This is a genomic window from Oerskovia douganii, assembly GCF_015142735.1.
GTDB classification, from domain to species: domain Bacteria; phylum Actinomycetota; class Actinomycetes; order Actinomycetales; family Cellulomonadaceae; genus Oerskovia; species Oerskovia douganii.
The window spans coordinates 38,083-58,698 of sequence record NZ_JACSPN010000005.1; the positions used below are offsets into that span (position 1 = coordinate 38,083).

General features: G+C 74.0%; 18 protein-coding genes. 4 read left to right on the forward strand and 14 right to left on the reverse strand.

The features are described from left to right. Positions 1-96: 96 nt before the first annotated feature. The 5 genes from H9623_RS05510 to hisC form a co-directional block, all read right to left on the reverse strand. The gene (locus H9623_RS05510; protein ID WP_193719068.1) at positions 97-1,593 is read right to left on the reverse strand and encodes a dihydrolipoamide acetyltransferase family protein; all 1,497 of its coding nucleotides are present in this window, start codon (positions 1,591-1,593) and stop codon (positions 97-99) included. Between the two features lie 68 nt (positions 1,594-1,661). Beyond that, a complete protein-coding gene (locus tag H9623_RS05515; RefSeq protein ID WP_193719069.1) occupies positions 1,662-2,666 on the reverse strand; it encodes an alpha-ketoacid dehydrogenase subunit beta in 1,005 nt (334 codons plus the stop codon). Continuing rightward, positions 2,663-3,841 carry a pyruvate dehydrogenase (acetyl-transferring) E1 component subunit alpha gene (gene pdhA, locus H9623_RS05520; protein ID WP_321575312.1) on the reverse strand — a complete coding sequence of 393 codons (1,179 nt, stop codon included), beginning with the start codon at positions 3,839-3,841 and terminating at the stop codon, positions 2,663-2,665. Before pdhA ends, H9623_RS05515 begins: the two co-directional genes overlap by 4 nt. A 355-nt stretch (positions 3,842-4,196) precedes the next feature. Continuing rightward, on the reverse strand, positions 4,197-4,478 hold the full coding sequence (locus H9623_RS05525; RefSeq protein ID WP_193719071.1) for a DUF805 domain-containing protein: 282 nt from the start codon (positions 4,476-4,478) through the stop codon (positions 4,197-4,199). A gap of 55 nt (positions 4,479-4,533) precedes the next feature. Continuing rightward, a complete protein-coding gene (gene hisC / locus H9623_RS05530; RefSeq protein ID WP_227748251.1) occupies positions 4,534-5,607 on the reverse strand; it encodes a histidinol-phosphate transaminase in 1,074 nt (357 codons plus the stop codon). Between the two features lie 164 nt (positions 5,608-5,771). On the opposite strand from hisC, the gene H9623_RS05535 reads away from it, so the two are divergent. Then, positions 5,772-6,161, forward strand: coding sequence for a phage holin family protein (locus H9623_RS05535; protein ID WP_193719073.1), 390 nt, complete (start codon positions 5,772-5,774; stop codon positions 6,159-6,161). A 58-nt stretch (positions 6,162-6,219) separates the two neighbouring features. On the opposite strand, the gene H9623_RS05540 is transcribed toward H9623_RS05535, so the two are convergent. The 6 genes from H9623_RS05540 to H9623_RS05565 all read right to left on the reverse strand — a co-directional run bounded on the left by H9623_RS05540 (position 6,220) and on the right by H9623_RS05565 (position 12,301). Continuing rightward, complete coding sequence (locus tag H9623_RS05540) at positions 6,220-6,897, reverse strand: response regulator transcription factor (RefSeq protein WP_193719074.1); 678 nt, start codon at positions 6,895-6,897, stop codon at positions 6,220-6,222. Then, positions 6,894-8,318 (reverse strand): sensor histidine kinase, encoded by a 1,425-nt coding sequence (locus H9623_RS05545; protein ID WP_193719075.1) that lies wholly within the window; start codon positions 8,316-8,318, stop codon positions 6,894-6,896. Before H9623_RS05545 ends, H9623_RS05540 begins: the two co-directional genes overlap by 4 nt. 64 nt (positions 8,319-8,382) lie before the next feature. Next, on the reverse strand, positions 8,383-9,387 hold the full coding sequence (locus H9623_RS05550) for an ABC transporter permease subunit (RefSeq protein WP_193719076.1): 1,005 nt from the start codon (positions 9,385-9,387) through the stop codon (positions 8,383-8,385). After that, positions 9,384-10,340, reverse strand: a complete 957-nt coding sequence (locus H9623_RS05555; RefSeq protein ID WP_193719077.1) for an ABC transporter ATP-binding protein — start codon at positions 10,338-10,340, stop codon at positions 9,384-9,386. Before H9623_RS05555 ends, H9623_RS05550 begins: the two co-directional genes overlap by 4 nt. A gap of 180 nt (positions 10,341-10,520) precedes the next feature. Further along, a complete protein-coding gene (locus tag H9623_RS05560) occupies positions 10,521-12,017 on the reverse strand; it encodes an alpha/beta fold hydrolase (protein WP_193719078.1) in 1,497 nt (498 codons plus the stop codon). Next, positions 12,014-12,301: a hypothetical protein gene (locus H9623_RS05565; protein WP_193719079.1), complete on the reverse strand. Its 288-nt coding sequence runs from the start codon at positions 12,299-12,301 to the stop codon at positions 12,014-12,016. Before H9623_RS05565 ends, H9623_RS05560 begins: the two co-directional genes overlap by 4 nt. 175 nt (positions 12,302-12,476) lie before the next feature. On the opposite strand from H9623_RS05565, the gene purB reads away from it, so the two are divergent. Beyond that, positions 12,477-13,949 (forward strand): adenylosuccinate lyase, encoded by a 1,473-nt coding sequence (gene purB, locus H9623_RS05570; RefSeq protein ID WP_193719080.1) that lies wholly within the window; start codon positions 12,477-12,479, stop codon positions 13,947-13,949. An 87-nt stretch (positions 13,950-14,036) separates the two neighbouring features. Here the strand turns inward: purB and H9623_RS05575 are convergent, their stop codons facing one another. Together H9623_RS05575 and H9623_RS05580 are read right to left on the reverse strand one after the other, a co-directional pair. Then, positions 14,037-15,086, reverse strand: coding sequence for a hypothetical protein (locus tag H9623_RS05575; protein ID WP_193719081.1), 1,050 nt, complete (start codon positions 15,084-15,086; stop codon positions 14,037-14,039). Further along, positions 15,083-15,481 carry a PadR family transcriptional regulator gene (locus H9623_RS05580; protein ID WP_193719082.1) on the reverse strand — a complete coding sequence of 133 codons (399 nt, stop codon included), beginning with the start codon at positions 15,479-15,481 and terminating at the stop codon, positions 15,083-15,085. Before H9623_RS05580 ends, H9623_RS05575 begins: the two co-directional genes overlap by 4 nt. A 261-nt stretch (positions 15,482-15,742) precedes the next feature. Between H9623_RS05580 and H9623_RS05585 the strand changes: the two genes are divergently transcribed. After that, positions 15,743-17,410 carry a glycoside hydrolase family 10 protein gene (locus H9623_RS05585; protein WP_227748233.1) on the forward strand — a complete coding sequence of 556 codons (1,668 nt, stop codon included), beginning with the start codon at positions 15,743-15,745 and terminating at the stop codon, positions 17,408-17,410. 139 nt (positions 17,411-17,549) lie between these two features. On the opposite strand, the gene H9623_RS05590 is transcribed toward H9623_RS05585, so the two are convergent. Beyond that, positions 17,550-18,917 (reverse strand): FAD-binding oxidoreductase, encoded by a 1,368-nt coding sequence (locus tag H9623_RS05590; RefSeq protein WP_193719083.1) that lies wholly within the window; start codon positions 18,915-18,917, stop codon positions 17,550-17,552. A gap of 199 nt (positions 18,918-19,116) precedes the next feature. Here H9623_RS05590 and H9623_RS05595 point away from each other — a divergent pair, with 199 nt between their 5' ends. Continuing rightward, the gene (locus tag H9623_RS05595) at positions 19,117-20,559 is read left to right on the forward strand and encodes a DUF2252 domain-containing protein (protein ID WP_193719084.1); all 1,443 of its coding nucleotides are present in this window, start codon (positions 19,117-19,119) and stop codon (positions 20,557-20,559) included. Positions 20,560-20,616: the final 57 nt, after the last annotated feature.

Sequence of the window (20,616 nt, forward strand, 5' to 3'; positions counted from 1 at the left end):
GTGGCGAGCCGGTCCGGCTCGCCACCCCTCGTCGTCGGCCGGTCCCGCTACGGGGTGCGCGTGGCCGTGCGGCGCCTGGCCACGACCGCGAGGCGCTCAGCCCCAGACGAGCGCCTGCGCCGGGTCCTCGAGGATCTTCGCGACGTCCGCGAGGACGTACGCGCCCAGGGCGCCGTCGACGAGGCGGTGGTCGAAGCTCAGGGCGAGCTGCGTGACCCAGCGCTTCTTGATCTTGCCCTTGTGGACCCACGGCTGCTCGCGGACCGCGCCGAACGCGAGGATCGCGGCCTCGCCCGGGTTGAGGATGGGTGTCCCGGTGTCGATCCCGAACACGCCCACGTTGGTGATGGTGATGGTCCCGTCGGACATGTCGGCGGGCGACGTCTTCCCGGCGCGAGCCGTGGCCGTGAGGTCCGAGAGCCCCTGCGCGAGGCCCTTGAGGTCGAGGCGGTGCGCGTCCTTGATGTTGGGCACCACGAGCCCGCGGGGCGTCGCGGCCGCGATCCCCAGGTTCACGTAGTGCTTGTAGACGATCTCCTGGGCGGCCTCGTCCCAGCTCGCGTTGATCTCCGGGTGGCGGCGCACGGCGAGCAGGAGCGCGCGGGCCGTGATGAGCAGGGGCGTGACGCGCACGTCCTTGAACTCGCGGTCCTCGCGCAGGCGCGCGACGAGCCTCATGGTCTTGGTGACGTCGACCGTGTGGAACTCGGTCACGTGCGGCGCCGTGAACGCGCTCTGCACCATGGCCTCGGCCGTGCGCTTGCGCACGGACTTCACGGGCACGCGCGTCTGGCGCCCGTCCGGGGTCACGGTGGACCCCGCGCCCGCGTCGTTGAGCCAGGGCGAGTCGTCGCCCGCGTACGTCGCGAGCGTGCGCGGCTCGGAGCGCGCGTTGTACGACAGCACGTCCTCGCGCGTGATGATCCCGCCAGGCCCGGTCGCGGGCACGGACGCGAGCTCGACGCCCAGGTCGCGCGCGAGCTTGCGCACGGGGGGCTTGGCGAGGACGGTCCGGCCGGTCGTCGCGGCGGAGACCAGGGCGCGGATCGGGCCCGACGGCGCCGGCCGGGCCTGCTGCGCGGGTGCGGCGGGTGCAGAGGCGGGCGCGGTCCCCCGGCTCGGGTCGGGTGCCGGGGCGGGCTGCACGGACGGTGCGGCGGCGGGGGCGGTGCGCTGCGCCGTCGGGCCTGCGGGTGCCGCGGCCATCGCGCCGCGGCGTGGGCGTCGCGCGCTCGCCTGCTCGGCGACCCCGTAACCGACGAGGACCGCACCGCTCCCCTCCGACAGCTCGGCCTCCGGGGACTGCGCCGCAGCCGCGGCGGGAGCCGACGCGGACGGCGCGCCCGTCGGGTCGGTGTCGATCACGATGATCGGCACGCCGACCTCGACCGTGACGCCCTCGTCCGCGAGCAGCTCGGTGACGACGCCCGTGAAGGGCGACGGGAGCTCGACGAGGGACTTGGCCGTCTCGATCTCCACGATCGTCTGGTTGACCGTGACCTCGTCACCCACGGCGACGTGCCACTGCACGATCTCCGCCTCGGTGAGTCCCTCGCCGGCGTCAGGGAGCTTGAACTGCTCGAAGGTGGGCACTGCCTGCTCCTCGTGTGAACTGTGGTCGGGAAGGTCGGTGGGTCGAGGACCCGCTGGGCTGGGGGGCCTCAGTACGCCAGGGCGCGGTCGACGGCGTCGAGGACGCGGTCGAGGCTCGGCAGGTACTCGTGCTCGAGCTTCGCGACGGGGTACGGCGTGTGGAAGCCGCCGACGCGCAGCACGGGCGACTCGAGCTCGTAGAAGCACTCCTCGGTCACGCGGGCCGCGATCTCGGCTCCCGAGCCGAGGAACGTCGCGGCCTCGTGCACGACCACGCACCGCCCGGTCCTGCGCACCGAGGCGACGACCGTCGCGGTGTCGAGCGGGGAGATGGTGCGCAGGTCCACGACCTCGATCGAGCGGCCCTCGGTCGCTGCGGCGGCGGCGACCTTGAGCGCGGTCGCGACCGTGGGGCCGTACGCGACGAGCGTCAGGTCCGTGCCCTCGCGCCGCACGACCGCGGAGTTGAGCGTCGCGTCCGCCACGGGGGCGTCGAGCACGACGTCGCCCTTGTCCCAGTAGTGACCCTTGGGCTCGAAGAACAGCACGGGGTCCGGGGACGCGATGGCCTCGCGGATCATCGTGTAGGCGTCCTGGGGCGTCGAGGGGGACACGACGCGCAGGCCCGGGGTGTGGGCGAACAGCGCCTCGGGGCTCTCGCTGTGGTGCTCGACGGCGCCGATCCCGCCGCCGAACGGCACGCGGATGACCACGGGCAGGTTCAGGCGTCCGCGCGAGCGGTAGTGCATCTTGGCGAGCTGCGTCGTGATCTGGTCGTAGGCCGGGAAGATGAACCCGTCGAACTGGATCTCGCACACGGGCCGGTAGCCGCGCAGCGCCAGGCCGATCGCGGTCCCGACGATGCCGGACTCGGCGAGCGGGGTGTCGACCACGCGGTCCTCGCCGAAGCTGGCCTGCAGACCGTCGGTCACGCGGAAGACGCCGCCGAGCTTCCCGATGTCCTCCCCCATGAGCAGGACCTTGGGGTCGGCCGCGAGCGAGGCGCGCAGGCCCTCGTTGACGGCCTTGCCCAGCGTGAGCCGGGTCGCGGTGGTGGTGGTCGGCGCGCTCATCGTGCTCCTCCGTGCTGGTCGTGCGTCCGCGACGCGCCGTCGTCCGCGAAGGACGCCTCGTACTCCTCGAACCACCGGCGCTCGGCCGTGACGACCGCGTGCTCGGTCGCGTACACGTGCTCGAACATCGACTCGGTCGACGGGCGGCCCAGGCCGCGCACGAACGTCCGCAGCCGCTCGCCCAGGGCGTCGCCCTCGGCCTCGAGGTCCGCGGCCCACTGCTCGTCCCACGCGCCCTCGGCCTCCAGCAGGAGGCGCATGCGGTCGATGGGGTCCCGACGGCGCCACAGCGCCTCCTGCTCGGAGGTGCGGTAGCGCGTGGGGTCGTCCGAGGTGGTGTGCGCGCCCATGCGGTACGTGTACGCCTCGATGAACGTGGGACCGCCGCCCGACCGCGCCCGCTCGAGCGCCTCGGCCGTCGCGGCGTAGCACGCGAGGACGTCGTTGCCGTCGACGCGCAGGCTCGGGATGCCGAACCCGTGCGCGCGCTGGTGGATGGGCACGCGCGACTGCTTGGTCGTGGGCTCCGAGATGGCCCACTGGTTGTTCTGGCAGAAGAAGACGACCGGGGACTCGTTGACCGCGGCGAAGACGAGGGCCTCGCTCACGTCGCCCTGGGACGTGGCGCCGTCGCCGAAGTAGGTCACGACCGCGGCGTCCTTGGTCGCGTCCCCCGTGCCGACGAGGCCGTCGCGCTGGATGCCCATCGCGTAGCCCGTCGCGTGCAGCGTGTGCGAGCCGATCACGAGCGTGTACAGGTGGAAGTTGTGCGCCTCCGGGTCCCAGCCGCCGTGGTCGATGCCGCGGAACTGGCGCAGGATGTCGGCCACGTCGACGCCGCGCGTCCAGGCGACCCCGTGCTCGCGGTAGGACGGGAAGACGTAGTCCTGCGGGGCCAGCGCGCGACCCGAGCCGATCTGCGCGGCCTCCTGCCCGAGCGCCTGGGGGAAGAGCCCGAGCTCGCCCTGGCGCTGCAGCGACGTCGACTCGTCGTCGAAGCGGCGGGTCAGGACCATGTCGCGGTACAGGCCGCGCAGGGCGTCGGCGTCGAGGTGAGCCACCCGCTCGCGGTAGGCCGCGTTGTCCGGGGTCTCGACCCGCACCCCGGCGGGGGTCAGGAGCTGGAGCAGGTCCGCGTCGACGGGAAGGTCCGCCCCGGTGTCCGGCGAGCCCACGAGCGGGTCGCCGGCAGGCTCGGCTGCGAGGTCGGCCGCGGGGGCGGTGTGCTGCTGGTTCACGCGTTCTCCTTCGGTGCGGCCCGAGGCGTGAGCCCGGGTCGCTCGGGGGCGGTCCTCGGTCGTCTCCAACCGAACCTACGACACCGTAGCTTACGCAAGCGTAGGCTACGAGGCCCTCGGCTCCTCCGCCATTGGAGGACAAACCTTCCCCGCACGTCTTTGGAGGTTCCCTCCAAGCGAGCGTCCGCGTCTCCCCACGAACCAGGGCGTCACGGACGGATCGGTTGGCGCAACCCGTCAGAATCCCGCGCCCCGGACGAGGACGCGCGCCCGCCCGCTCCCGGCCTCGCGCTCACCCCGGCGGGTACACCCCGGGGTAACCCCCGCGCGCACGCAGCGCGTCCCGCTCCCGCGTCACGGGCCACGTCGAGAACGCGAACACCAGGAACATCACGATGTTCAGGAGCGGCACGATCCCGACCAGGACCCACCACCCCGAGTACCCGGCCTTGCGGATGATCTGGATGTACGCGATCAGGAAGATGACGGCGACGGCGGCCCACAGGATCAGGCCCGCCGTGCCGAACAACCAGGCGTACTCGTCCGGGATCTCGTCGACCGTGGGAGTGTCCATACCGGGAGTCTTCTCCCGGGCGGACACGTCGGCAACAGGTGGCGACCGGTACCCGTCAGCGCCAGCCCGCCGCGACCTTCAGGAACGCCTCGGTCGCCTCCTCCTCGCCCACGCTCACCCGGATGCCCTCGCCCGCGAAAGGACGCACCAGCAGCCCGGCGGCCGAAGCGCCCGCGGCGAGCTCCGCCGTCGGGCCGCCCAGCGGGAACCACACGAAGTTCGCCTGCGTCTCCGGCAGGTCCCACCCCTGGTCGCGCAGCCCCTCGACCAGGCGCTCGCGCCGCGAGACCAGGTGCTCGACGCGCTCGAGCAGCTCGTCCTTGACCGACAGCGCCGCCAGGGCCGCGCGCTGCGCGACGTGCGAGACGCCGAACGGCGTCGACACCGCGCGGACGCCCGCCGCGAGAGCGGGCTCGGCGACCGCGTAGCCCACGCGCAGCCCCGCCAGGCCGTAGGCCTTGGAGAGCGTGCGCAGCAGCACCACGTTGGGGTGCGCCGCGAGGACCGCGAGGCCGTCGGGCGCCTGCGGGTCGCGCACGAACTCGAGGTAGGCCTCGTCGAGGACCACCAGGACGTCGCCCGGCACGGACGCGAGGAACGTCGCGAGCTCGCCCGCGTGCACCACCGGGCCCGTCGGGTTGTTGGGCGTGCAGACCAGGACCACGCGGGTCCGGTCGCTGATCGCCGCGGCCATCGCGGGCAGGTCGAGGCGACCGTCCTGCGTCACGGGCACGCGCGCCGAGGTGCCGCCCGCGACCGCGACCGCGATCGGGTACGCCTCGAACGAGCGCCACGGGTAGACGACCTCGTCGCCCGCGTCGACCACGGCCGACAGGATGTGCGCGAGCACGGCCACCGAGCCGTTGCCCACGACGACCTGCGACGCGTCGACCCCCAGGTCCGTGGCGAGCGCCTCCGTCAGGTCGGTCGCGTACATGTCGGGGTAGCGGTTGGTGTCGGCCGCCGCGTCGACGACCGCCGCGACCACCGCGGCGGGCGGCGGGTACGGGTTCTCGTTGGACGACAGCTTGAACGCGCTCGACCCCGGCGCGAGCCGCGCCCCCGGCACGTAGGCCGGCAGCGCGGCGACGGCGGGACGCAGGGGGACACGGGAGGTCTGGGGTGGCAGCTCGGTCACGCCCCCAGGATGCCACTGTCCCCCGCCGCCCGACGGCGCCGCCCACCTCCCGGGCCCACGCACCGGCCCGGGGAGCGCGGTGCGCGCCGGGCACGACCCACCCCTCGACGGCGTGGCCCCGCGGTCCCGTGGACAGGGATGGCAGGATGACATGCATGAGCTTCGTCATCCGCGTCATCGTCACCGGCATCGCGATCTGGCTCACGAGCCTGTTCATCGACGACCACTTCGCGATCGTCGGCTCCGACACCGTCGGCGGCCAGATCGTCATCGTCCTGGCCGTGGCCCTCATCTACTCGCTCGTCAACGCGATCATCAAGCCGATCGTGCAGATCATCTCGATCCCGCTCTACATCCTCACGCTCGGCCTGTTCACGCTCGTCGTGAACGCCCTGATGCTGATGCTCACGGCGTGGATCACCGAGCAGACCGACTGGGGCATCCGCATCGAGGGCGGGTTCTGGTGGGCGCTGCTCGCCGCGCTCATCATCGGCGTGCTGAACTTCGCGATCTCCGCGGTCGTCGCGCCCAAGTCACGAGTCTGACCGTGCGGGCCTGACCGTGCGGGCCTGACCGTGCGGCCTGACCGTGCGGGCCCGCCGGTCAGTCGGTCCGCGCGCGCACGAGCCCCGACTCGTAGGCGAGCACCACGGCCTGCAACCGGTCGCGGACCCCGAGCTTGGCGAGGATGCGCCCCACGTGGGTCTTGACGGTCGTCTCCGACAGGAAGAGCCGGTCGGCGATCTCAGCGTTCGACAGGCCCTCCGCGATGCAGTGCAGCACGTCCGTCTCGCGCGGCGTGAGACCCGCCAGCCGGGGATGCGTCGCGCCGGCGGCCGGGGCCGCGCCGGACTCCGGGAACCGGTCGGCGAACAGCTCGAGCATGCGCCGCGTCACCCGCGCCGAGACCACGGCGTCCCCCGAGGCCACCGTCCGGACCGCCGTCACGAGCTCGGCCGGACCCGCGTCCTTGAGCAGGAAGCCGCTCGCCCCGGCACGCAACGCCGCGAACGCGTACTCGTCCAGGTCGAACGTCGTCAGGACGAGGACCCGGACGCCGGGATGCTCCGCGACGATGTCCCGGGTCGCGTCGATGCCGTTGACGCCGGGCATGCGCACGTCCATGACGACGACGTCCGGCCGCAACGCCCGGACCTGGTCGACCGCGCTCCCCCCGTCGGCCGCCTCGCCGACGACCTCGACACCCTCCGCGCTCTCCAGCAGGAGCCGGAAGCCCATGCGGACCAGCGCCTGGTCGTCGACCAGCAGGACCTTCGTCATGCGACTCCCTCGTTCAGCGGCAGGACCGCACGGACCTGCCATCCTGCCCCGTTCCGCCCCGCCTCGACCGTCCCGCCGAACACCGCGGCGCGCTCACGCATCCCGACGAGCCCGCGCTGCGCCCCGTGGGCCGGCTCGACGGGGACCGTGGGGCCGCCGTCGGTCACGATGACCTCGACGTGCTCCCGGCCCCGGGTGACCCCCACCTCGACCGCAGGCGTGCCCGGCGCGTGCCGCAGCACGTTGGTCAAGGCCTCCTGGACCATCCGGTAGACGGCGAGCTGCATGCTCGCGTCGAGGCCGTCGAGGCCTGCGTCGGTCAGGCCCGACGCCGTGACCGGCAGGTCGGCCGTGCGGAAGCGCTCGACGAGCGCGGTCAGGTCGGGGGTGCCCGGCTGAGGTTCGAGCGGCGCGCCTCCGACGGTGCTCGCCGGCGTCCCCACGTCGCTCGCCGGCGTCCCCGCAGCGGCCACCGGCCCGTCGGCACCGTCGCCGTCGTCGTCGTGCAGGACGTCCAGGACGCGCCGCATGTCGCCGAGCGCCGAGCGTCCCGTCGCGACGAGCTCGTCGAGCGCGGTGCGTGACCGGTCGGGCGCCCAGTCGATCGCGGCGGCCGCACCCCCGCCGAGCGCGACCATGACCGAGATGCTGTGCGCGACGACGTCGTGCATCTCGCGCGCGATGCGCGCCCGCTCCGCCGCCTGCGCCAGCCGCTCGCGCTGCTCCAGGTCCCGCGCGAGCGCGTTGGCGGCGTCCACGAACGCCGCGACGTGCAGCCGACGGTTGCGCACGCTCGTCCCCAGCGCGACCGCGAGGAGCGCGAGCACCAGGACGGGGACCGCGGTCTGGTACCAGACCGCGCTCTGGAGGAAGGCCCCCACCCGCCCGGCCGCGGCCTCGGCGGCGTCCCCCGGGTCGAGCCCCATGCTGATGGCGCCCACCGTCGTCGCCAGGGGCAGCAGGCGGGCACCGACCAGCAGGGCGGCCACCGACGCGGCGCACACGGCCCACGTCACGACCGGCCGCCTCGACCGCGCGACCGCGTACAGGGCGATCGCGACCCCCACCTCGAAGCCCGACGTCGCCCCCGTGGCCGCGAGCGCCGCCACGCCCAGGACGCTCATGACCACGGCCACGAGAACCGGACGGCGACGCCGCCAGCACAGCGCCACCGCCCCGCACACCGTGAGCGCCAGCGACGTGAGCTGCATCTGCAGGACCTGCTCCCCGCCCAGGTAGGCGTGCAGGACGTACATCGAGTCCGCGCCCAGGCCCATGAGCGACGCCCAGGCGGCGAAGCACACGACGAGCAGCACGTCCACGACGACCGGGTGCCGCACCAGGTACCGGCGGACCGGCCCCAGCCGGCGCGCGGACAGCTCGGTGAAGACCGGGGGCGGTGCAGACGTCTCGTTGCTCATGCTCTCTCCTCGACCACGAGCCACCCGCCCGGGGGCGGTGCCGCGCTGGGGGCGGGTACCACGCTCAGGCGTCCCGACGACGCAGGAGCACCCCGGCGACGGCGAGCACCACGACGACCCACACGAGCAGTACACCGTAGCCGCCCCAGGGGGACAGCGCCGTGCTGCTCGACGTGGTGATCACCGAACCGACGGCCTCCGACTGGAGCAACCGGCTGCCCGCGCTCGACGGCAGGTACGTGACGAACGTCTGGACCGGTCCCCACGGGATCGCGGCGAGCCCGTTCTCCACGACGAGCAGGAGGCCGAGCACGATCGTGATGCCCCCGGCCGAGCTCCGCACGATCGTGCCGATGCCGAACGCGAGCGCCGTCACGGCCGCCAGGTAGAGCGGGACGCCCAGGACGATCCGGGCGTCCTCCGCCCGTGCGAGGTCCACCGACATGCCGGTCGCGTCGAACCACGCGGCGCCGGCCGCCCACGCGAGCGCGACCCCGGCGAGCGAGGCCGCCGCCACGGCGCCGACCGTGACCACGAGCTTGGCCCCCAGGGCCGGGACGCGGGCCGGCGCGGCTGCGAGCGTCGACCGGATCTGCCCCGTCCCGTACTCCCCCGTGACGGCGAGCACGCCCAGCGTGCAGAACGCGAGCTGGGACAGCACCACCCCGGACGTCACGTACACGGCCCCGACCAGGCCCGGGCTCCCGACCGCCTCCGGGACCTGGGCGATGCTCGTCATCCGCGACGCGGCGAGCGCGGGCAGGAACAGCAGGCCGACGCCGAGGACCCACCAGCTCGACCGGAGCGAACGGAGCTTGGTCCACTCGGCCGCGACGAGCCGGCCGAAGGTCGCGGGGCGGACGGGCACGAGCCGGGACGGTGTGCTGGCGGGTCCTGCGGCGGGCCCCCCGGGGGCGGGCGCGGCCGGGCCGGGCGCGGCCGGGGCGAGGGTCGTCGGTCCGGCGGGCGCGCTGGTGGCGGACCCAGCCGGGCCGAGGGTCGTCGGTCCGGCGGGCGCGCTGGTGGCGGACGCGCTGGTGGCGGACGCGCTGGTGGCGGGCGTGGTCATCGAGAGCCTCCGAGGCTGGCGCGGCCCGGCGCGGGAGCGCCGGGGACGGGGGTCGAGCGGTACTCGACCGCGTCGGCGGTCAAGCGCAGGTAGGCGTCCTCGAGCGAGGTCCGCACGGGGGCGAGCTCGTGGACGGCGACCCCGACGGTCGCCGCGGCGGCGACCACCTCCGGGGCCGTGCACCCCGTCACGTCGAGCACGTCACGCTCCACGGACGTGACACCCACCCCCGGGCGACGACGCAGCTCCCGTTCGAGCTCCGCGGTCATGGGCGTCCGGACCCTGACCGTGGCCGTCTGGGCCCGGGCCACGATCTCCGCCAGGGGGGCGTCGGCGATCACACGGCCACGGCCGAGGACGACGAGGTGGTCCGCCGTGAGCGCCATCTCGCTCATGAGGTGCGAGGACAGCAGCACGGTCCGCCCCTCGGCCGCCAGACCGCGCAGCAGCGTGCGCACCCACAGCACGCCCTCGGGGTCCAGCCCGTTGACGGGCTCGTCGAGGATCAGCGTCCGAGGATCACCGAGCAGCGCCGACGCGATCCCGAGGCGCTGCCCCATGCCGAGCGAGAACGTCCCCGCACGCCTGCGTGCCACGGGCCCGAGCCCCGTGGACTCGATCACCTCCTCGACGCGGCGGCGCCCGAGCCCGTGCGTCCTCGCCTGGGCGAGCAGGTGGTCCCTGGCCGACCTTCCCGGGTGCACCGCCCGCGCGTCGAGCAGGCTGCCCACCTCCCCCAACGGGGCGCGGTGCCGTGCGTAGGGTGCGCCGTTGACCGTGACCGTCCCGGCCGTCGGCCGGTCCAGCCCGACGATCATCCGCATGGTCGTCGACTTCCCCGCACCGTTGGGCCCCAGGAACCCGGTGACCACCCCGGGCCGGACCGTGAACGAGACGTCGTCGACCGCCGTCTTCTCCCCGTACCTCTTCGTCAGGCCTGCTGCCTGGATCATGTGCGTGCTCCTCCGTCGGTGACCTCCTCAACGTAGGAGCGCAGCCCCCTGCCCGGGACGTCCACAGGGACGAGATCCCGCGGCGCGCAGGGTCCTCCCTTCGGAGGACCCTCACGGACCGTCCCGCCTCCGCCCCGCCCCGCGCCTCCCTGCGGGCCGACGCCCGCAGCGGAGGCGACGTCACGGCGGTGCGACGGCGAGCGGGGCGAGCGCCCCGCGGAAGTAGCGCTCCTCGACGCGCCTCCCGGAGACCGCTCGCTCGATCGCGTCGAGGTTGTCCGCGAGCCCTGGCTGGCCGACCTCGCGGGCGCGGCCCAGGACGTCGACGTGGAACGGCACGCCGTGCGGGACCACTGCCCTGGTCTCGGGCGCCCCGGCGGCGTCGAGGTCCGCACGGACCGTGACGCGGTCGGGGCCGACCGGGTTGTCGGTGCCGTCGAGCTGGGAGATCACCTCCTGCTCGATCTCGACGTGCGTCCCGCGCACCGTCGTGGGCAGCGTCGCCCCGCCGACGGGCGCGCCGGCCGTCAGGACGTGCCGGACGTCGTAGCGGGGGCCTCCACCCGCGCGGCCCGCTCCCGCCCCGGTCGCCGCGGCCGCGACGGCCATCGCGACCATGCCGCCCTGCGAGTGGCCGACGAGCACGACCTCCTCCCCCTCGGGGATCTCGGCCTGACGCATCGCGGCGAGGACGTGCGCGGTGCTGTCGGCGTCGTCCCCCTGCACCAGGTCGAAGTTGGAGGTCATGCTGAACGGCGTCGTCGCGCTGCCGAGCTGGGTGCCCGGCACGGTCACGACCCAGGTGGCCTTCTCGTCCTCGTCGACGTACTTCTCGACCGACACGACCGAGTCCGGGAGGCCGTTGCCCTTGCCGTAGACCACGTCGATCCCGGACAGGAGGTCCTCGGCGCTGTGCGCGACGGGCTTGCTGAAGCCGGCGGGCAGGGCCTCGCCGGTCAGCTCGGTCGTGACGACGGCCGGGGCGAACCTCCGCCGGTAGGACTCGGTCATGCCCCGCAGCATCCCGGCGGCCTCTCCCACGGCCGAGCGGTCCTCGAGGTCGGGCACCGGGTTCACGCGCGCGAGGAAGGTGCTCAGGTCACGGACGGCCTCGTCGTGGTAGGCCGCGGAGCCCCGGACGAACCGCTCCCAGCGGACGCCCTGCCCTGCCGCTGCCCACACCGCGACGTCCACCAGCCCCGCGCCCACGGCCAGCACGACCCCGGTGCCCGGTACGCGCGCGACCCACGACAGGAAGCCCTCGACGCCGGACTCGCTCTCCTCGTAGATCCCTGCGGCCTTGCGGAGCCTGTCGACCAGCCCGTCGAGCCGGCGTCCGGCGATCAGCAGCGCGTCGGTGCAGGCGGCGATCTCCTCGAGCAGCGCGGAGCGGGCCGCGGCAACCTCCGGCGGGACGGGGGTCCACGACGCGGGGAGCCCCGGGTCGAGCGACGGGTGGCACGCGGCCCTCCCGCCCGCCCAGGCCACCGAGGACGGCGGCGGGTCGAGGATCCCGCTGACCAGCCCGTGCGCGCGTCGGCCGTGAGCGAGGGCGGCCTCGACCCGCAGCACGGCCTCGGTCACGACCGCGGCGGCCGCCACCAGGTCGGCCGTCTCGACGCTCGTCACTCCCCCGGAGACGACGATCCCCGCGGTCGGGTCCGGCGGGCGGCTCATCGCAGGCTCGCCTCGGCGTTCGCGGCGTCGACGGCCCGGAGGTACCGGACGGCCGCCCCGACGGCCCGGTCGGCCTCGATGTCCGCCCGGCGCAGCGCGTCCACCGCATCGGCGACGAGGTCGCGGTACCCGTCCGACGCCTTGCCCTTCCACGCGACGTCGGCGCTCCTGCGCACCAGCGCGACGGCCTGGGCCGCCTGGTCCGCCGCGCGCTGCAGCTCGGGGCGGGGATCGGCGGCGTCGAGCGTGGAGGGCCAGGAGGGGGACGAGGCGAGGGTCGACATGCCGCAGACCGTAGGGCGTGCCGACCACGTCCTGGCAGCCCGCGCACCTGCCTGTGGGCGGGAGGATCGCGTGCTGGGCCTGTGCACGGCCAGGTCCGCCACGGCCCGTGGCAGGGCGGGGAGACGACCGCGAGACGCCCGCTCCGCCGTCGGGCACGCGTGGGAGAATGGCGCCATGCCTACGGACTCCGCCGACTCCGCCGCGCCTGTGACCACCACCCAGCGCGCCACGCTCGCCGACATCACCCCGCCCATCGCCCTGGGCCCGCTCGACGGGCGCTACCGCGGCGCCGTCGCGCCCCTGGTCGACCACCTGAGCGAGGCCGCGCTCAACCGCGAGCGCCTCCACGTCGAGGTCGAGTGGCTCATCCGTCTCACCGAGGGCCCCGTGGTCCCGGGCGCGCCCACGCTGAGCGACGCCGAGAAGGCGTACCTGCGCGCGATCGTCACGGACTTCGACGCCGCGGGCATCGCCGAGCTGGGGGAGATCGAGCGCGTCACGGTGCACGACGTCAAGGCGATCGAGTACTACATCAAGCGTCGCCTCGAGGCCGCCCCGGGCGTCCTGGGCGAGGGCACGGTCCTGCCGTCGGCGGGCGAGCTGGTGCACTTCGCGTGCACGAGCGAGGACATCAACAACCTGTCGTACGCGCTCATGGTGCAGGGCGCGGTGCGCGACGTGTGGCTGCCCGCCGCGACGGCCCTCACGGACCAGCTCGCGGACATGGCGCGCGAGCACGCGGCCGTCCCGCTGCTGAGCCGCACGCACGGCCAGCCGGCGACGCCGTCCACCCTGGGCAAGGAGCTCGCAGTGCTCGCGCACCGCCTGCGCCGCCAGCTGCGCCGCATCGAGGGCGCCGAGTACCTCGGCAAGCTCAACGGCGCGACGGGTACCTACGGTGCGCACACGGTCGCCGTCCCGGGCATCGACTGGCCGGCCGTCTCGAAGTCCTTCGTGGAGAGCCTCGGGCTGACGTGGAACCCGCTGACGACGCAGATCGAGTCGCACGACTGGCAGGCCGAGCTCTACAGCGACATGGCCCGCTTCAACCGCATCCTCCACAACCTCAGCACCGACGTGTGGACGTACATCTCGCTCGGCTTCTTCAAGCAGATCCCGGTACCGGGCGCGACGGGGTCCTCGACCATGCCGCACAAGGTCAACCCGATCCGCTTCGAGAACGCCGAGGCGAACCTCGAGATCTCCTGCGCGCTGCTCGACACGCTCGCCTCGACGCTCGTGACGTCGCGCCTCCAGCGCGACCTCACGGACTCGACGACGCAGCGCAACATCGGCCCGGCGTTCGGCCACTCGCTGCTCGCGGTGGACAACGTCTCGCGCGGCCTGCGCGCCCTCGCGGTCAACGCGGACCTGCTCGCCGCGGACCTCGACGCCAACTGGGAGGTGCTCGGTGAGCCCATCCAGTCGGCCATGCGCGCGGCGTCGGTCGCGGGCGTCCCCGGCATGGAGAACCCGTACGAGCGCCTCAAGGACCTCACGCGCGGGCACCGCCTGACGGGCGAGGAGATGCGGGAGTTCGTCCAGGGCCTCGGCCTGCCCGACGACGTCACGCGCCGCCTCACGGACCTCACCCCGGGCACGTACACGGGCATCGCGGAGCAGCTCGTGGGCGAGTACCTGGACTGACCGGGGTACCCGGGTGCCGAGAACGGGGTTGAGGTCGCGATCCGTCGAATGGCGACCTCAACCCCGTTCTCGTCCGCGGGCGACCGGTCAGGTCGGCGTGCCGAGCAGCGCGCGGTGCGCGGCGCGCACCTCGGCGAGCTCGTCGAGCCGGTTCACGACCCAGCGCGCGGCGACGACCGCGAGCAGCGCGCAGCCGACCAGGGCGAGGACGTTGCCCGCGTCCACGGCCTCGGCGTTCACGTTCCCCGACCAGAACAGCCCTGAACGCCCGAGCCCGACACCCACGACTCCCCCCAGCAGGACGGGAACGGCTTGCCGGGTCCGCGACCAGAGCGCCGCGCCGGCCAGGACGGCGACGACCGGTGCGACGAACCCCCCGAGGGTCCACGCGCTCCCGTACGGAGCCACCCACCACGGGGCGCCGTTCCAGGCGTTGTCGGGCGCGATCACCATGACGTACGCGCCGAGGGCGCCGACCACGGCCCCCGCCGTCCCGGCCGCTCGGCCCCACCGGCGCCCAGGTGCCAGGCGACGGTCGTGCTCCGCGACGACCACCGCGTGCGCGACCAGCCCGAGGACCCACCCGGCCTCGAGGTAGGCGGTGTGCTCGCGCCCCGACCCCACGAGCACCACGAGCGTCACGAGCCCCGCGACGGCCGCGGCCGCGACCAGTGCGCGGCCCGTGCGGGCGAGGCCCGCGAGCACCGCCACGACCCCGACGCACCAGACCGCCCAGGTCGGCGCCAGGGGCGCGACCTGCAGGAGGAGCGGTGCGCCGTCGCCACCCAGGGTCCAGGCGGCGTGGGCGAGAGCCCTCGCCGCATGGATCCCGAGGACCGCCGGGAGCAGCACCGTCAGCAGGCCGGTCGCGGCGCGGCGCTGCCGGGCGGTCGATCCGAGCGGCGCGAGCAGCCACTCCCTCGCGGCGGCGCGCAGCAGGTCGGTGCGCTCGGCCGGTGTCGGGCGGGACTGGCCCGGCGCGGCGCCGTCGAGCAGGTGCCCGAGCACCTCGGTGCCGTGGTCGCGGCGATAGGCGAACGGGAAGAGACGCACCAGGCGGCGGTAGTCACGGACGAGCACGGGCGCGACGGGCAGGGCCTGGTCGGTCTGGCCGTGCTCGGCGCCGGCGGCCGTCATGCGGGCACCGGTCCTGCACCCAGGCCCGACGGCGCCGCCCCCGTCGTGCGTCCGGGCGCGGCGGTTCGTGGGCTGCGTCGGGCGCCCAGGCGTTCCAGGGCGCGGCGGGCCTGGGCCTCGGCCCGGTGCGCCTCGGCCTCGAGCCGCACCCCGCCCTCGGTCGTGAGCCGGTAGTACCGGCGCAGGCGGGAGTCGACGACCTCCTCGTGGTCGACCTCGACGAGCCCTGCGGCGACGAGCCGGTCGATCGCGCCGTAGAGGGTCCCGACGCGCAGGGTGATGCGGCCCTCCGAGCTGGCCTCGACGTCCTTGGCGATGCCGTAGCCGTGCAGCGGGCCGGTCGCGAGCGCCGACAGGACGAGGAACGCGGGTTCCTGGAGCGGTTTGGATGCCATGCCGAGGAACATACTCTCGTCACGAATCCATCGGAATCCGACACGCCGGGCCGCGCCCCCTCGAGCGCTCGCACCCGCTTTTCCGCGCCGAGAACGGGGTTGAGGTCGCGATCCGTCGAATGGCGACCTCAACCCCGTCCTCGGCAGCGGCCGACCGGCCAGACCGCCCCTGCGCACCCACGAGCGACATGGCGCAAACCTTCACAAACTGTGAGAACTATGAAACTCTCTTCCATGCATCGGACCCGTACCAATGGAGGCATGGACATGACGCACCACCCGACCGACCCCGACGAGGCCACCCCCGTGCCCGGCACCCCCACACCCAGCGGGCTCGGCCGCCGCGGCTTCCTCACGCTCGCGACCGCAGGCGTCGCGGCCAGCACGCTGAGCGTGACGATCGGCTCCCTGTCCCCCGCGGCAGCCGCGACCGCACCCGTCCCCGCGACGGGAGCTGCGCCGTCGGGCCCCCTGCCGCGCAAGCGCGAGCTGCGCGCCATGTGGATCTCGAGCGTCGTCAACATCGACTGGCCCTCGGCCGCCGGGCTCAGCGCCGAGCAGCAGAAGGCCGAGTACCTGCACTGGCTCGACGTCGCCCAGCAGCACCGCCTCAACGCCGTGTTCGTGCAGGTCAGGCCCACGGCCGACGCGTTCTGGCCCAGCCCCCACGAGCCGTGGTCGCAGTACCTGACCGGGGCCCAGGGCAAGGACCCCGGCTACGACCCGCTCGCGTTCGTCGTCGAGGAGTCGCACAAGCGCAACATCGAGATCCACGCCTGGTACAACCCGTACCGCGTCTCGATGCAGGCCGACCCCGCCCAGCTCGTCCCCGAGCACCCCGCCCGCCGGCACCCCGAGTGGGTGTGGGCCTACGGCGGCAAGCTCTACTTCGACCCGGGCCTGCCCGAGGCCCAGGAGCACATCCAGCGGGCGATCCTGCACTCGGTCGAGAACTACGACCTCGACGGCGTGCACTTCGACGACTACTTCTACCCCTACGCGGTCGCGGGCCAGACCATCCCCGACGCGCACACCTACGCGACGCACGGCGCGGGCTTCGCGACCGTCGAGGACTGGCGCCGCCACAACGTCGACACGTTCGTGCAGTCCATCTCGCAGCGCATCAAGCAGGTCAAGCCGTGGGTCAAGTTCGGGATCAGCCCGTTCGGGATCTGGCGGAACGCCTCGACCGACCCTCGCGGCTCGGCCACGAGCGGCTCGCAGTCCTACGACATGCAGTTCGCCGACACGCGCAAGTGGGTCACCGAGGGGTGGCTCGACTACATCAACCCGCAGATCTACTGGCAGATCGGGCTCGCCGTCGCGGACTACGCCCGGCTCGTGCCGTGGTGGGCCGAGGTCGCGGCACAGTCCGGCACGCAGCTCTTCGTCGGCGAGGCGCTCTACAAGGTCACGTCGGGGGTCTTCACCGACCCTGCCGAGATGTCGAACCACCTGACCTTCACGCAGCAGGTCGACGCCGAGGTCGCGCCCGTGCTGGGCAACGTCTACTTCTCGGCCAAGCACGTCCCCGCCGACCCGCAGGGCTCCATGACCCGGGTCCTCGAGGACCACTACCGTCACCCAGCGCTCGTGCCCGCGATGCCCCGGCTCGGGGTCTCGCCGCTGCGCGTCCCGGTCCTCGCCAACGCCCGACGGGTCCCCGAGGGCGTCCGGCTGCACTGGAACGACACGGGCCCCCGCCGGACCCGGGCCACGTCCTTCGCGGTCTACCGGGTCGAGGGCGACGCCCGCCACATCGACATCGAGGACGCGACCCACCTCGTCGCGACGGTCCGCACCTCGGGGCACGTCGTGCAGGACTGGGTGGACGAGACCGCGCTCACCGGACGCCGCTACACCTACGCGGTGACGGCGCTCGACCGGCTGTGGAACGAGTCGCGGCCCAGCGGGGTGCGCCGGGTCTGACGCGCCCGCTGCCCTCGCCGCCTGACGGCGGCACGGGAGGACGGCGGCACGGGAGGACGGCGGCGCACGGCGGGACGTCCCGCCTCGTGCTCCCGTCCTCCCGCGGCGCGTCCTCGCGGCACCTGCGGCACGCGCGGCCTCACGCGGGCAGCGCGAACCGCCCGTCCGGGTCGAGCTCGCGGCGCACGGTCGCGAGGTGCGCCTGGTCGCTCGGCGACCACAGGTCGAACGGCGCGGCCTCGCTGATCGCCCCCGCGAAGTTCGCCTGGGTGCGCCCCAGCGACCAGGGGCGTGCGGCCTCGAGCAGGCCGTTGATCGCCGCCGGCACCGCCTCCGCGAACAGCTCCGGGACGGGGAGGCCGATCGTGAAGAGGGCGAACGCGGCGTCACGGCCCGTGACGGAGTCGGGGCCGTGCGTGCCGTCGGCGAGCGCCCCGCCGAGGTGCCGGATCTCGGTCATCATGAGCGGGGTCTGCGTCTGGGGTCCGGCGAACTCGAGCACCGCGTCGGCCGTCCGGGGCTCGAACGTGTGCAGGAGGGTCGACCCGTCGAGGAACGGCATGGGATCGGTCGGGTCGGCGTGCACCCCCCCGATCTGGGCGTAGGGGATCTCGGCGATCGAGTCCATCACGATCGGCACGGTCGTGCGCAGCGGCGCGATGGCCCGCAGGACCTCGGACAGCGGCCGCGTCGAGGCCACGCGGACGTTCGCGACGTACTGGCCGCGCAGCGGCTCGGGCACGAGCTCGAGCGGCGGCAGGCGCAGCAGCGCGACCGAGGTCGTGATGTCCGACGGCGCCGTCGCGACCCAGTCGGCGTAGGTGCGGAAGAGTGTCGCGGCGTCGTCGCCCAGGGCGAAGAAGTTCCCGCCCGTGACCGTCTCCAGGTTCAGCAGGCGAACCGTCACGGAGGTCACGACGCCGAGCCCCCACTTGCCGCCGCGCAGGGCACGCAGCACCTCGGGGTGGTGGGCCTCGTCGACGTGGATCAGCTCGCCGTCGCCCGCGACGACGTCCGCCTCGACGAGGTAGCTCGACCCGAAGCCGACCTCGCGCGCCAGCGGACCGATCCCGCCGCCGAGGAGGAAGCCGACCGCTCCCACGTCGGGCGACGACCCGGTGACGGCCGCGAGCCCGAGGGGGGTGACGACGTCGAGCACGTCCCGCCAGCGGGTCCCCGCCGCGATGCGGGCCGTGCGTGCGGGCTCGTCGACCTCGACCCCGGTCAGGCCCGCGGTGCTGAGCGCGATCCCGCCGTCGATCCCCCGCGCGAACCCGTGGCCCGTGCTGAACACCGTGACGGGCAGCCCGAAGAGCTTGGCGGTGCGGACGGTCGCCTGGACGTCCTCGGGGGACGTGGCGTGGACGACGTAGTCGGGGTGGTGCTCGACCGCGACGTTCATGCCGGAGAGCCGGGCATCGGGGTCCGTCCCGGCGAGGACGCGGCCGGTGACGCTCTGTCCGAGCGCGGCGAGCACGACGTCCTGAGTGGTCTCGTGGGCAGTCATGGGAAGTACCTCTCGCAGGATGGTGGCGCGGAGCAGCGCTATCAGAGAGGGAGGACTGGGAGCGCTTCCGGTGACAGTCCCGCCGCGGGTGACGGAAATGTCCTCCCACGGGTCGTGCGCGCCACGCGGAGGCGCCCCCCGTGGAGCCGCGCCATGATGGGCAAGGGCGCGCGCACGCCCCCGGAGCCGAGGAGCGACGATGCCCCACCCCACGGACCACCCCCAGCCCACCCCCGTCGCCCCGCTGCGCGGCACGCCCCCGCCCGAGCTCCGCCGGCAGGAGGGCCGTGCGGCCCGCACGCTCCTGCCCCGGAGCACCACCGCGACCTGGGAGCCGCCCGCCGACCGTCGCGACCCCGTCGGGATCCTCACCGCGCAGAACGCGAGCCGCGTCCCGGACCTCGTGCCGCTGCGCATGGGCCGCATGGCCGCGACCCCGTTCTCGTTCTTCCGCGGCGCGGCCGCGGTCATGGCCGCCGACCTCGGCACCGGACCACGCTCCGGTCTGACCGTGCAGCTATGCGGCGACGCGCACCTCGCGAACTTCGGCGGCTTCGCGTCCCCCGAGCGCTCCCTCGTGTTCGACGTCAACGACTTCGACGAGACCCACCACGGCCCGTTCGAGTGGGACGTGCAACGGCTCGCGGCCAGCCTGGAGATCGCGGGCCGCCACCGCGACCTGCCCCCGGCCGCGAGGCAGCAGATCGTCCTGGCGGCCGCGCGCGCCTACCGGGAGACGCTCCGGACGTTCGGGGACATGGGCCACCTCGACGTGTGGCACGTCCAGCTCCGTGGCACGGAGGTCGTCGAGAAGTGGCGGGACTCCGTCCCGCGGAGCGTCGTCGACAACCTGGGCAAGGCCCTGCGCAAGGCACGGACCAAGGACCGGCAGAAGGCCCGCCGCCGCCTCACCCGGGTCGACGACGACGGCGAGCTGCGCTTCCGCAGCGACCCGCCCCTGCTCGTCCCGGTGCGCGAGCTGTTCGACGACGACGAGCAGTCGCGCCTGCTCCAGGTCGTGGTCGGTGCGCTGTCCGACTACGGCGAGTCCCTGACGGGGGCCCGTCGCGTCCTGCTCGAGCGCTACCGGCTCGTGGACCTGGCACGGCGGGTCGTCGGGGTCGGGAGCGTGGGCACGCGGTGCTGGGTCGCGCTCCTGGTGGGCCGCGACAACGACGACCCCTTGTTCCTGCAGGTCAAGGAAGCCGAGCCGTCGGTCCTGGAGGCGTACACGTCCCCCAGCCCGTACCCCGAGAACGGGCGGCGCGTCGTCGAGGGCCAGCACCTGCTCCAGGCCACGAGCGACGCCCTGCTCGGGTGGAACACCGTGCAGGGCGCGGACGACCGTCGGCACGACTACTACTTCCGCCAGCTCTGGGACTGGAAGGTGTCGGCCGACCTCGACTCGATGGTTCCCGAGGCCATGGCCGCGTACGCGCAGATGTGCGCGTGGGTCCTCGCGCGCGGCCACGCCCGGTCCGGCAACGCGCTCGCGATCGGGAGCTACCTCGGCAAGGGCGACGTCGCCGACCGCTCGTTCGCCGAGTTCGCGACCCGCTACGCCGACCAGAACGAGCTCGACCACCGTGCCCTGCTCGACGCGATCGCCGCAGGGGACGTCGAGGCCGTCACGGGCGTCTGAGGCCGGCCCTCGCCAGGAACGTGCCCGACGGCGGCGCTCGCCTCACGCGCCCGGCCG

Excerpts from the sequence above, each read along its gene's own strand:
- H9623_RS05575 (WP_193719081.1), bottom strand. The coding sequence starts at position 15,086 with ATGACGGCCGCCGGCGCCGAGCACGGCCAGACCGACCAGGCCCTGCCC.
- H9623_RS05550 (WP_193719076.1), bottom strand. The coding sequence starts at position 9,387 with ATGACCACGCCCGCCACCAGCGCGTCCGCCACCAGCGCGTCCGCCACC.
- H9623_RS05595 (WP_193719084.1), top strand. The coding sequence starts at position 19,117 with ATGCCCCACCCCACGGACCACCCCCAGCCCACCCCCGTCGCCCCGCTG.
- H9623_RS05555 (WP_193719077.1), bottom strand. The coding sequence starts at position 10,340 with ATGATCCAGGCAGCAGGCCTGACGAAGAGGTACGGGGAGAAGACGGCG.
- H9623_RS05545 (WP_193719075.1), bottom strand. The coding sequence starts at position 8,318 with ATGAGCAACGAGACGTCTGCACCGCCCCCGGTCTTCACCGAGCTGTCC.
- H9623_RS05540 (WP_193719074.1), bottom strand. The coding sequence starts at position 6,897 with ATGACGAAGGTCCTGCTGGTCGACGACCAGGCGCTGGTCCGCATGGGC.
- H9623_RS05525 (WP_193719071.1), bottom strand. The coding sequence starts at position 4,478 with ATGGACACTCCCACGGTCGACGAGATCCCGGACGAGTACGCCTGGTTG.
- H9623_RS05585 (WP_227748233.1), top strand. The coding sequence starts at position 15,743 with ATGGACATGACGCACCACCCGACCGACCCCGACGAGGCCACCCCCGTG.
- H9623_RS05565 (WP_193719079.1), bottom strand. The coding sequence starts at position 12,301 with ATGTCGACCCTCGCCTCGTCCCCCTCCTGGCCCTCCACGCTCGACGCC.
- H9623_RS05590 (WP_193719083.1), bottom strand. The coding sequence starts at position 18,917 with ATGACTGCCCACGAGACCACTCAGGACGTCGTGCTCGCCGCGCTCGGA.
- H9623_RS05580 (WP_193719082.1), bottom strand. The coding sequence starts at position 15,481 with ATGGCATCCAAACCGCTCCAGGAACCCGCGTTCCTCGTCCTGTCGGCG.
- purB (WP_193719080.1), top strand. The coding sequence starts at position 12,477 with ATGCCTACGGACTCCGCCGACTCCGCCGCGCCTGTGACCACCACCCAG.
- H9623_RS05560 (WP_193719078.1), bottom strand. The coding sequence starts at position 12,017 with ATGAGCCGCCCGCCGGACCCGACCGCGGGGATCGTCGTCTCCGGGGGA.
- H9623_RS05515 (WP_193719069.1), bottom strand. The coding sequence starts at position 2,666 with ATGAGCGCGCCGACCACCACCACCGCGACCCGGCTCACGCTGGGCAAG.
- H9623_RS05535 (WP_193719073.1), top strand. The coding sequence starts at position 5,772 with ATGAGCTTCGTCATCCGCGTCATCGTCACCGGCATCGCGATCTGGCTC.